The 11,116-nt window shown below is 72.9% G+C and carries 8 protein-coding genes and 1 pseudogene; 2 read left to right on the plus strand and 7 right to left on the minus strand.

From position 1 onward, the window contains the following. Positions 1-205: 205 nt before the first annotated feature. From whiA to rapZ, 3 genes are read right to left on the minus strand one after another with little or no spacing between them, the layout of a single operon-like run. The gene (gene whiA / locus ACPFP2_RS19055; protein WP_076467662.1) at positions 206-1,186 is read right to left on the minus strand and encodes a DNA-binding protein WhiA; all 981 of its coding nucleotides are present in this window, start codon (positions 1,184-1,186) and stop codon (positions 206-208) included. A 54-nt stretch (positions 1,187-1,240) separates the two neighbouring features. Then, positions 1,241-2,203 carry a gluconeogenesis factor YvcK family protein gene (locus tag ACPFP2_RS19060; protein ID WP_424090521.1) on the minus strand — a complete coding sequence of 321 codons (963 nt, stop codon included), beginning with the start codon at positions 2,201-2,203 and terminating at the stop codon, positions 1,241-1,243. Further along, positions 2,203-3,051, minus strand: coding sequence for an RNase adapter RapZ (rapZ, locus tag ACPFP2_RS19065; protein WP_424090594.1), 849 nt, complete (start codon positions 3,049-3,051; stop codon positions 2,203-2,205). The genes ACPFP2_RS19060 and rapZ overlap by 1 nt, the downstream gene beginning before the upstream one ends. Before the next feature lie 290 nt (positions 3,052-3,341). On the opposite strand from rapZ, the gene ACPFP2_RS19070 reads away from it, so the two are divergent. Then, a complete protein-coding gene (locus tag ACPFP2_RS19070) occupies positions 3,342-3,680 on the plus strand; it encodes a hypothetical protein (protein WP_424090522.1) in 339 nt (112 codons plus the stop codon). An 85-nt stretch (positions 3,681-3,765) separates the two neighbouring features. Beyond that, positions 3,766-5,607, plus strand: coding sequence for a DNA helicase RecQ (recQ, locus tag ACPFP2_RS19075; protein WP_424090523.1), 1,842 nt, complete (start codon positions 3,766-3,768; stop codon positions 5,605-5,607). Between the two features lie 144 nt (positions 5,608-5,751). Here recQ and ACPFP2_RS19080 read toward each other — a convergent pair whose 3' ends face one another. From ACPFP2_RS19080 to ACPFP2_RS19095, 4 genes and pseudogenes are all read right to left on the minus strand, one after another. After that, on the minus strand, positions 5,752-6,987 hold the full coding sequence (locus ACPFP2_RS19080; protein WP_424090524.1) for a glycosyltransferase: 1,236 nt from the start codon (positions 6,985-6,987) through the stop codon (positions 5,752-5,754). 280 nt (positions 6,988-7,267) lie between these two features. Further along, a pseudogene (locus ACPFP2_RS19085) lies at positions 7,268-7,612 on the minus strand (nucleotidyltransferase family protein); the annotation flags it as partial. Between the two features lie 56 nt (positions 7,613-7,668). Continuing rightward, positions 7,669-9,663: an excinuclease ABC subunit UvrC gene (gene uvrC, locus ACPFP2_RS19090; protein ID WP_424090525.1), complete on the minus strand. Its 1,995-nt coding sequence runs from the start codon at positions 9,661-9,663 to the stop codon at positions 7,669-7,671. A 10-nt stretch (positions 9,664-9,673) separates the two neighbouring features. Beyond that, positions 9,674-11,005, minus strand: coding sequence for a jacalin-like lectin (locus tag ACPFP2_RS19095; protein ID WP_424090526.1), 1,332 nt, complete (start codon positions 11,003-11,005; stop codon positions 9,674-9,676). Positions 11,006-11,116 lie beyond the last annotated feature (111 nt).

The raw sequence follows: 11,116 nt of genomic DNA on the forward strand, positions 1-11,116 counted from the left end.
TGCGCCGACCGTTGGAGCCGGCCGTTGACGGTTCATCTCGGCCACCCCGCCGCGGTCCTGGAGGACCTGACCGCCCGAGGCGGTGAGCACGGCGAGGGATGCCTGTGCCGGCCCCCTTGCCGTACGCAGCGACCCTATCCGAGCGTGCCGCGCCGTGCAGCGTCGGGTGGTGACCCCACTCGCGCCACCGGCCCTCACCGTCCTATCAGACCACGAGCATGTCCGGCGTGACGGCCGCTTCCGTATCCGGGATGCCCAGGTCACGGGCGCGCTTGTCGGCCAGCGCCAGCAGCCGGCGGATCCGGCCGGCGATGGCGTCCTTGGTCAGCGGCGGGTCGGCCAGCGCGCCCAGCTCCTCCAGCGAGGCCTGCCGGTGCTCCAGGCGCAGCCGCCCGGCCGAGGTGAGGTGGTTCGGCGCGTCGTCGGCGAGGATCTCCAGCGCCCGGGTCACCCGGGCGGCGGCGGCCACCGCGGCGCGCGCCGACCGGCGCAGGTTGGCGTCGTCGAAGTTGGCCAGCCGGTTGGCGGTGGCCCGCACCTCGCGGCGCACCCGCCGCTCCTCCCAGGCCAGCACGCTGGAGTGCGCGCCGATGCGGGTGAGCAGCGCGGCGATCGCGTCGCCGTCCTTGACCACCACCCGGTCCACCCCGCGCACCTCGCGGTTCTTGGCGGTGATGCCGATCCGGCGGGCCGCGCCGACCAGGGCCAGCGCCGACTCCGGGCCGGGGCAGGTGATCTCCAGCGCGCTGGAGCGGCCCGGCTCGGTCAGCGAGCCGTGCGCCATGAACGCGCCGCGCCAGGCCGAGACCGCGCAGCAGACATTGGCCGCCACCACGTGCGGCGGCAGGCCCCGCACCGGACGGCCCCGCACGTCGAGCAGGCCGGTCTGCCGGGCCAGCGCCTCGCCGTCCTTGACCACCCGGACGATGAAGTGGCTACCCTTGCGCAGCCCACCCGAGGCGAGCACGTGGATCTCGCTGGGATAGCCGTACACCTCGGCGATCTCCCGGCGCAGCCGCCGGGCCACCGCCCCGGTGTCCAGTTCGGCCTCCACCACCACCCGACCGGAGACGATGTGCAGCCCGCCCGCGAAGCGGAGCAGCGCCGCCATCTCCGCCCGTCGGCAGCAGGGCTTGGGCACGTCGACCCGACTCAGCTCGTCCTTGACCGCAGCCGTCATCGCCATTGTGCGCCCCTCCACGGACCGGTACCGGCGTGTCGCCGGTGATTACGTACGTGCTTAACGATCGGCGCCCAGGACAGGCACCAGCGCGGCGCCCAGGGCGGCAGGGTCGTGCCGGGCAGAGCCGTCGTCGACGGCGACGGGGGCGAGCACCAGCCGGGCACCCAGCGATTCTGCCGCACGGGCGACCGGTTCGGGATCACCCACCGCCTTCGAATCGGCCAGCACGAAGTCGACCGTGAGCTGCGGAAGGTACCAGTGCAGGGCGGCCAGGTGGTCGGCGACGGAGAGCCCGAGGGTCTCCTTCTCGGCCGCCAGGTTGAGGGTGACCAGCCGTCGGGCCGGGCTGGCGACGATCGCGGCGGCCAACCCCGGGACCAGCAGGTGCGGCAGCACGCTGGTGTACCAGCTGCCCGGGCCGAAGATCAGCCAGTCCGCCCCGCCGACGGCGGTGACCGCCTCGGCGCAGGCGACCGGGGCGTCCGGGGTGAGCCGCAGCGACTCCACCCGGCCGGTGGTCACCGCGACCTGGTGCTGCCCGCGTACGGTGCGCACCTCGCCGGGGCGCCCCGGGTCGGCGTCGCGCACCCGGGCCTCGATGCCGACCGGCTGCGGCGACATCGGCAGCACCCGGCCGACCGCGCCGAGCATCGCCCCGGCGTGCTCCAGCGCGGCCACCGGGTCGCCGAGCTGCTCCATCAGGCCGCAGAGCACCAGGTTGCCCACCGCGTGCCCGGCCAGCCCGTCCCGGCCGTCACCGGCGAAACGGTGCTGGAACAGCCCGGCGCTGCGCCGGGTGGCCGGGTGGTCGCCGGCCAGCGCGACGAGGGCCTGCCGCAGGTCACCCGGGGGCAGGCCGCCGCGTTCGGCCCGCAGCCGCCCGCTGGAGCCGCCGTCGTCGCCGACGGTGACCACGGCGGTGATGTCCAGGTCGAGTTCTCCCGTGCAGTGCCGCAGCGCACGCAGCGAGGCGGAGAGACCGTGCCCTCCGCCGAAGGCGACCACCTTCGTCGCCGTCACTACTCCCGCCCCAGGTCCCGGTGCTGTGCGTTGGCGGCGAGGCCGGACTGGCGCAGCCGGCCGGCGAGTTCCTCGGCGATGGCGACGCTGCGGTGCTTGCCGCCGGTGCAGCCGACCGCCACCGTCAGGTAGCGCTTGCCCTCCCGCTCGAACCCGGCGGTGGTGGCGCCCACCAGGTCGGCGTACGACGACACGAAGGCGTCCGCCCCCTCCTGGCCGAGCACGTACGCGCTGACCGCCTCCTCCCGCCCGGTGTGCTCGCGCAGCTCGGGCACCCAGTACGGGTTGGGCAGGAACCGGGCGTCGAGCACGAAGTCGGCGTCCGGCGGCAGGCCGTACTTGAAGCCGAAGGAGATCACGGTCACCCGCAGCCGGCGGGCGTCCTCGCCGCCGAACAGCTCCTCGACGCGGCGGCGGAGCTGGTTGACGTTGAGGTGGCTGGTGTCGATGATCACGTCGGCCTGGTCGCGGGCCTCCTCCAGCAGGCCGCGCTCCACGGCGATGCCGTCGGCCAGCCGCCCCTCCCCCTGCAACGGGTGCGAGCGCCGGACGCTCTCGAACCGGCGGATCAGCACCTCGTCGTCGGCGTCGACGAAGATCACCCGGGGCGAGAAGCCGCGCTCCTTCAGCTCCCGGATCGCGCCGGCCAGGTCGGTGGAGAAGGCCCGGGAGCGCACGTCGAGCACCATCGCGGTGCGCCGGGCGGCCCCGCCGGCCTTGACCGCCAGCTCGGCCATGTCCAGCAGCAGCGCCTGGGGAAGGTTGTCCACCACGTAGTAGCCGACGTTCTCCAGCGCCCGGGCCACCGTGCTGCGGCCGCCGCCGGACAGGCCGGTGACCACCACCAGCGAGGTGTCCGACTCCGCCGTGGCCGTGCCGTCGCCCGGGCCGTACCCGTCGGCAGTCCGCGCCTCGCTCACTCCCGCAACCCCCGGTGTCCGTGGCGCCGGGCCTGGTCCCCCGGCCCCGCATGGTCGACCCACGACTCTATCCCGGCGGGCGGGACGGATCGCCGCTCGCCCGCCGGGGCGACGGCGCGTCGCTTCCCCGACACCACCCGACACCTTGATAACGATCAGTGATCATTAATGCACTCTGTGCGATCATCGCAGCTCAGACTAAGCGCAGAGGAGGCGCCATGCACGATCTGGCGGACAGGAACAAGTACGTCGGCTTCTTGTTCATGCGGATCAGCCCGGAGTACTTCGCTCTCGGGCGGGACGGCATCCACGAGGTGTCCGCCGAGCACGCCCGCGACCTGGCGAAGTTCGCCAAGCAGCTGACCCACGTCGTCTGCACCGGGGTCAACGGCCGGTACGACCAGGTCACCATGGTCGAGGCCGACACCCTGGAGGAGATCAACGCGGCGGCGACCGCGTTCCGGATGGGCAACAAGGCCAGGTACATCGAGATCGTGGACATCGTGGTGGGGATGAAGGCTCCGCCGCGCGCGCTGGCCAACCGGTCGGCGGACTGACCGGACGGCCCGCCGGGTCCGACGCGCCCGGGCCCGGCGGGTCGGCGCGGGCGGCGGTGTCGGCGCGGGCTCGTAGACTCCCCGGGTGACCTCCCCCACCGAGACGCGTACCTCCGACGCCCTGCGGGTGCTCAGCCGGGTCTTCGGCTACGACGCCTTCCGCGGCTTCCAGCGGGAGGTCATCGACCACGTGGTGGCCGGCGGCGACGCGCTGGTGCTGATGCCGACCGGCGGCGGCAAGTCGCTGTGCTACCAGATCCCGGCCCTGGTGCGCGACGGTGTCGCGGTGGTGGTGTCGCCGCTGATCGCGCTGATGCAGGACCAGGTCGACGCGCTGACCGCGGTCGGCGTGCGGGCCGGTTTCCTCAACTCGACGCAGGACCTCGACGCCCGCCGCCGGGTCGAGCGGGCGTTCGTCGCCGGTGAGCTGGACCTGCTCTACCTCGCCCCCGAGGCGCTGGGCACCCGGAGCGCGCAGCAACTGCTCGACCGGGGCCGGATCAGCCTGTTCGCGATCGACGAGGCGCACTGCGTCTCGCAGTGGGGGCACGACTTCCGCCCCGACTACCTGGCCCTGTCGATGCTGCACGAACGCTGGCCGGACGTCCCCCGGATCGCGCTGACCGCCACCGCGACCAGCGCCACCCGGGCGGAGATCGCCACCCGGCTCAAGCTCACCGAGGCGCGGCACTTCGTGGCCAGCTTCGACCGGCCCAACATCCAGTACCGGATCGTGCCGAAACGGGAGCCGCGCAAGCAGTTGCTCGGCCTGCTGCGCGACGAGCACCCGGGCGATGCCGGGATCGTCTACTGCCTGTCCCGGGCCTCGGTGGAGAAGACCGCCGAGTTCCTGGTCGCCAACGGCGTCGCCGCCCTGCCGTACCACGCCGGCCTGGACGCGGGCACCCGTGCCGCCAACCAGCAGCGGTTCCTGCGGGAGGACGGCCTGGTCATGGTGGCGACGATCGCCTTCGGGATGGGCATCGACAAGCCGGACGTCCGGTTCGTCGCCCACCTCGACCTGCCCAAGTCGGTCGAGGGCTACTACCAGGAGACCGGGCGGGCCGGCCGGGACGGGCTGCCGTCGACCGCCTGGCTCGCGTACGGGCTGCAGGACGTGGTGCAGCAACGCAAGATGATCGAGACGTCCGACGGCGACCTGGCCCACCGGCGCAACCTCGCCACCCACCTCGACGCGATGCTGGCGCTGTGCGAGACGGTCCGCTGCCGCCGGGTGCAGTTGCTGGAGTACTTCGGCCAGACCGGGACGGCCGGCTGCGGCAACTGCGACACCTGCCTGACCCCGCCGGAGACCTGGGACGGCACCGTCGCGGCACAGAAGCTGCTCTCCACCGTCTACCGGCTGGACCGGGAGCGCAACCAGCGCTTCGGCGCGGGGCACTGCGTCGACATCCTGCTCGGCAAGCAGACCGACAAGATCACCCAGTACGGCCACGACTCGTTGAGCACCTTCGGCATCGGCACCGAGCTACGCGAGGCGGAGTGGCGCGGGGTGGTCCGGCAGCTGCTCGCCGAGGGGCTGCTGGCCGTCGAGGGCGACTACGGCACGCTGGCGCTGACCGAGGCCAGCGCGGAGGTGCTGGGCCGCCGCCGGACGGTCACCATGCGCCGGGAGCCGGAGAAGGTGGCGTCGGGCCGGTCGGCGAAGCCGCGCGGGGCGGCCACCGTGGTCGCCGAGCTGTCCCCGCAGGCCACGTCGCTGTTCGAGCGGCTGCGCGGCTGGCGGGCGGCGACGGCCAAGGAGCAGGGCGTCCCGGCGTACGTGATCTTCCACGACGCGACGCTGCGGCAGATCGCGACGGACGCGCCGGCCTCGCCGGCCGAGCTGTCCCGGATCAGCGGCGTCGGGGAGAACAAGCTGGCCAAGTACGGCGACGCGATCCTGGCCGTGCTCGCCGAGTCGTGACGCACGACGGAGGGCCGGCCCCGTGCGGGCGCCGGCCCTCCGTGCTGACTCTGCTGCTCGAGTGGGTCTTGCGTGCGGTGGTGGCAACCCCGGTGCGACCGTCCCGACACGCCGGGCCCGACGCGCGGTCGGTGCGACGGCGGTTCAGCCGGAGACGGGCGGCCTTTCCCGGGTGACGGCGTCACGGAGCAGTTCGGCGGCCACCCTCGCCCCGTCGGTGCGGATCGTGCCGGCCACGACCCGCGCTCGCGCGCTGATGTCGGGCCGCAGGGTCGTGGTCAGCGCGGCGGCCAGGGAGTCGACGGTGGGCGTCGGGTCCTCGTGCGCCGAGCCGATACCCAACTCGGCCACTCGGGCGGCCCAGTAGGGCTGGTCGGCGATCCGGGGAACCACCACCTGCGGCGCACCGGCCCGGGCCGCCGTCGTGGTGGTGCCGGCCCCGCCGTGGTGCACGACGGCGGCCACCCGTCGGAACAGTGCCTGCTGGTTGACCTCGCCGACGACGAAGCAGTCGTCACCGCCGTCGATCGGGGCCAGGTCCGCCCAGCCGCGGGCGAGGAGTACCCGGCGGCCGAGCGCGCGGCACGCCTCGATGGCGATCCGGGCGATGCCCTCCGGGGCGTACGCGGCCATGCTGCCGAAGCCCACGTACACAGGGGGTGCGCCCGCGCCGAGGAAATCCTCCAGCCCAGCGGGGAGCGGACGGTCGTCGGGCAGGATCCACGCGCCGCTCTGCACGGTGTCGAGGTCCGTCATGCCCTGCGACGGACACAGCGTCGCGTCCGCCGCCAGCCACGGCCGAGCCGTGAAGACGTGATCGCGGACGTTGTCCACCGGCGGCAGGCCGATCGCCGCTCGATGGCTGTTCAGCGCATCCCCGTACAACGCGTTGACCCGCTGGGCGTCCTGCTCCCACAGCACCCGGTTGTCCGTCTCGTCCGGCGACGACTGCCGGCCCGGCCGCGCCCCGGGAGGGAAGTGCCGCGACGGCAGTCCGAAGATGTGGAAGCACGCGTACACGTAGTGGATGCCCAGTTTCTCCGCGACGTCCCGCGCGCCGGCCGGCATCAGGCCGGTCGCCAGCAGCGCGTCACATCCCTCGGCCGCCGTGGTGAGCGTGTCGAACCGTGCGGCCACCAGCTCGGAAGCGAGCCGGAACGCGTCTTCCGCCGTCGGCGGTCTGGGTCCGGCGACCACCGAGCGCACCGTCGGACCGAGCGGCACCAGCGGAACGCCGGCCCGCGCCAGCAGCGCGGCGAACTCCTCGTCCGGCGGTGCGCACACCCGCACCTGCACGCCGACCTCCCGCAGCCCCACCGCCAGTCCCGCCAGCGGTTCGACATCTCCGCGCGACCCCCACGTCGTCAACAGCACTCGCATTTCGGGACTCCCGTTTCCGCAGGTCATTGCTTCCGGCCGCCGATTCTGCGGCAGTACCCCGGTCTTGCCGCAAGCCCTCGGGTGCGGTATATGTTGATAGTGGCAGGGAGTTCGATCTCCTTGCCGTTTCCATTTTCCGGCCATTCACACCGGGTCGAGCATCGTCGGCCGGCCCGAACGGAAGCCCGGATACCGGCAGGAATCGAAGAGCGGAACGCGGACGACCGGGCAGAGGACGTCCTGTCGGGGCCGCCCTTCCTTCGCTTGGCGTGAGCGGTAGCTAGATCTCCAGCCGCAGTCCGGCCCATCGGTCGAGCCATCCCTTGACCTCCACGCGGCGGCGTACCTTTGCCCGGCCCGCTGCGTTGTTGAAGGCTGGAGAGGGGCGGACAACCATTCCCACAAGGTCGGCCAGCCCATGGCAGGACACCAGGCGAACAGAGTCACCGCGCAGAGCAACCGCGACGCACGTCGCCGTTTCGGGCCAGCGCGATATCGCGTCCAGGGCGGATGTGTAGGGCTCATCGCCATTGCGCAGATGCATCCGTGCTTGATTACGAATCTCCCACGGCACCCCGGGCAGGGCCACCATGGCTTGGGCTTCGGCTCGCGCATCCTCGCGTGGGTCCGGCTTCTCCGGTTCGCCACACCGAGTTGATCATGACTTGGCCGGTGGCGGGCTCACTCTGCGGCCGTGGCCTTCGCGGTGTCGCCGTCGAGGGCGGCGAGGATGGCCTCGGCGGTCCGCCTGCCCACCCCGGGCACCTCGGTGATCTCCTCGACGGTGGCGGCGGAGAGCCGCTTGAGCGAGCCGAAGTGCCGCAGCAGCGCCTTGCGGCGTACCTCGCCGAGGCCGGGGACGTTGTCCAGCGCCGACTCGGTCATCCGCTTCGAGCGCCGCTGCCGGTGGAAGGTGATGGCGAAGCGGTGCGCCTCGTCGCGGACCCGTTGCAGCAGGTAGAGCCCCTCGGAGGTGCGCGGCAGGATGACCGGGTACTCGTCGTCGGGCAGCCAGACCTCCTCCAGCCGCTTGGCCAGCCCGCAGAGCGCCACGTCGTCGATGCCCAGGTCGGCCAGGGCCTGGGCGGCGGCGGCCACCTGCGGCGCGCCGCCGTCGACCACCACCAGCTGCGGCGGGTACGCGAACTTGCGCGGCCGGCCGGTGGTCGGGTCGACGAGGGCGCCGACGCGCGGCTCGTCAGACACGAGCGCGGCGGCGTCCTCGCCGCCGGGCCGGTCCGGGTCGCCGGCGGTCTCCTCGCCGATCTCCCCCGTCTCGGCGCGGGCGTCGAGGTAGCGGGAGAAGCGACGGCGCAGCACCTCGGACATGGCGGACAGGTCGTCGGTGGCGCCCCGGACGATGAAGCGGCGGTACTCGCTCTTGCGCGGCAGCCCGTCCTCGAAGACGACCATGCTGGCCACCACGTCGGTGCCCTGGATCTGGGAGACGTCGAAACACTCGATGCGCAGCGGTGAGGTGCGCATGCCCAGCGCGTCGCTGATCTCGTCGAGGGCCTTGCCGCGGGTGGTCAGGTCGCCGGACCGCTTGAGCTTGTGCCGGGTCAGGGCGTCCTTCGCGTTGCGCTCGACGGTCTCGAGCAGGGACCGCTTGTCGCCGCGTTGCGGCACCCGCAGGGCGACCCGGCTGCCCCGGCGGGTGGCGAGCCAGTCCGAGAGGGCGTCGGCGTCGGCCGGCAGGGCGGGCACGAGCAGCTCCCGGGGGACGTCCGACTCGCCCTGCTCGCCGCCGTAGACCTGGGTGCAGAAGTGGTGCACCAGATCGCCGGTGGTCAGCTCCTCGGTCTTCTCCACCACCCAGCCGCGCTGGCCGCGCACCCGCCCGTCGCGGACGTGGAACACCTGGACGGCGGCTTCGAGCGGATCGTCGGCGAAGGCGACCACGTCGGCGTCGGTGCCGTCACCGAGCACCACGGTCTGCTTCTCCATGGCCCGGCGCAGCGCGGCCACGTCGTCGCGCAGCCGGGCCGCCCGCTCGAACTCCAACTGCTCGCTGGCCTCGGTCATCTCGCGTTCGAGCTTGCGGACCATGGTGTCGGTGCGGCCGGCCATGAAGTCGCAGAAGTCGTCGACGATCTCCCGGTGCCGCTCGGCGGAGACGGTGCCGACGCAGGGCGCGGAGCACTTGCCGATGTAGCCGAGCAGACACGGCCGGCCGACCTGGCCGGCCCGCTTGAACACCCCGGAGGAGCAGGTCCGCGCCGGGAAGACCCGCAGCAGCAGGTCCAGCGTCTCGCGGATCGCCCAGGCGTGCGAGTACGGCCCGAAGTAGCGCACCCCCTTGCGCTTGGCGCCGCGCATCACCTGCAGTCGCGGGTACTCCTCGTCGAGGGTGACCGCCAGGTAGGGGTAGGACTTGTCGTCGCGGTAGCGGACGTTGAAGCGCGGGTCGTACTGCTTGATCCAGGTGAACTCCTGCTGCAGTGCCTCGACCTCGGTGCCGACGGTGATCCAGTCGACCGACTCGGCGGTGGTGACCATCTGCCGGGTGCGCTCGTGCAGGCCCAGCAGATCGCCGAAGTAGGAGTTGAGCCGGCTGCGCAGGTTCTTCGCCTTGCCGACGTAGATCACCCGGCCGGTGCCGTCGCGGAACCGGTAGACCCCCGGTGACTCGGGGATGGTGCCGGGCGCGGGACGGTAGGTCGAGGGATCAGCCACGACTCCGAGACTATCCGCCGGCCCCGACACTCCAGATCACGCCGAGCTGGTCGACCTCGGACCCGCTGCGGCCGTAGAAGCCGGCCAGCCGCCCGCCGGGCGGCGCGGTGAAGGTCACCGCCGCCGAGGTCGGGGTGCCGCCGGAGAGGGTACGACCCCGGTTCGTGGTGAACCGGGCCGAGAAGATCCGGGTCCGGCCGTCCTTCTGCCCCTGGGTCAGGGTGACCTGGGTGACGTGCTCCCCGTCGGCCAGGTCGAGGGCGGCGGCGGTGCCACCGGTCCCGCCGTGGCGCGGCGCGGCGCCGTCGGCGAGGTCGACCCCGACCTGGTCGAGCCGGGACCCGGCGCGCAGCGACACCCGGGTCACCGGCGCGCCCACCTGCTCGACGTCGGTGAACGGGGTGCCGTGCGGGCCGCCCCAGGGGTCGCCGGCCCGCAGCCCCGGATCGAGCGTCCAGTCGAACCAGGCGGCGTGCGGGTAGTGGTCGGAGAGCGGGCCGCCGGCCGGGGTCAGGAACCGGGCGTGCTCGTTGTGGTAGCGGGCCAGGTCGAGCCGGACCAGCCGGTTGCCCCGGTAGAGGATCTTGTCGACCACCTCGCAGGCGTCGGTGACGTTCGCCGGGTCGCAGACCAGCGCCGGATCGCCGGCGGCCGGTGGGACCCCGCCGCGCTCCTGCTGGACCCAGGCGTCGGTGAGGCCGTTGGCGGCCACCAGCTCGCGGATGGTGTCGCCGGTGCGGGTGTACCGGACGTTCAGGTCCCCCATCACGACCACCGCGTTGCCGGCGGAGTTCGCCCCGATGTACGCGGAGAGCTGGGCGAGATTGGACCGGCGGGCGGCCAGGTCGGCCTCGGTGCTGCCGGCGTTGGTGTGCACGTTGTAGAAGTCCACGAAGACGCCCTCGGCCAGCCGGACCCGGGAGTACGTGAAGCCCTTCGGGGTCAGGCAGTCGGTGCCGTTGCACCGGTTCCACGTGACCCGGGCGAAGTCGCGGTACGGCAGGTGCGACAGCGTGTTCAGGCCGTCGCCGAAGGGCACGCCCCCGCTGGTCGGGGTGCGGTACGGGTGCCGGTCGGCGGCGTAGAGGTCGGCGTGGTAGTTGAAGTCCTCCTGGACGTGCACGACGTCGTAGCCGCCGAGCCGCTCGCCGATGGGCCGGGTGTTGGTGGCCGGGTCCCCGCCGGAGAGCGGTTCGGGCAGCCCGGCGACGTTGTAGGTGAGCACCGAGAGGGTGCCGGAGGCGGGGGCGACCGGCGCGGACGCGGCCGCGGTGGCGGGCGTCGAGGCGGTGGCCAGGGTGGCGAGGGACACCACGGCGGCGAGCAGGCGTACGAGCGTCATCCGACGTCCTCTCTGGACGCAGCGATCAGGGTTATCGACCACTTCCGATGTGCTGCCCGAGAACGTTACCATCCGGTATCCGAATGTTCTTCGTGTAATGCTTCCCGCTCC

Source organism: Micromonospora citrea, from assembly GCF_049629545.1.
In the GTDB taxonomy this organism is placed as follows: Bacteria; Actinomycetota; Actinomycetes; order Mycobacteriales; family Micromonosporaceae; genus Micromonospora; species Micromonospora citrea_A.

Excerpts from the sequence above, each read along its gene's own strand:
- ACPFP2_RS19070 (WP_424090522.1), top strand. The coding sequence starts at position 3,342 with ATGCACGATCTGGCGGACAGGAACAAGTACGTCGGCTTCTTGTTCATG.
- whiA (WP_076467662.1), bottom strand. The coding sequence starts at position 1,186 with ATGGCGATGACGGCTGCGGTCAAGGACGAGCTGAGTCGGGTCGACGTG.
- ACPFP2_RS19095 (WP_424090526.1), bottom strand. The coding sequence starts at position 11,005 with ATGACGCTCGTACGCCTGCTCGCCGCCGTGGTGTCCCTCGCCACCCTG.
- ACPFP2_RS19080 (WP_424090524.1), bottom strand. The coding sequence starts at position 6,987 with ATGCGAGTGCTGTTGACGACGTGGGGGTCGCGCGGAGATGTCGAACCG.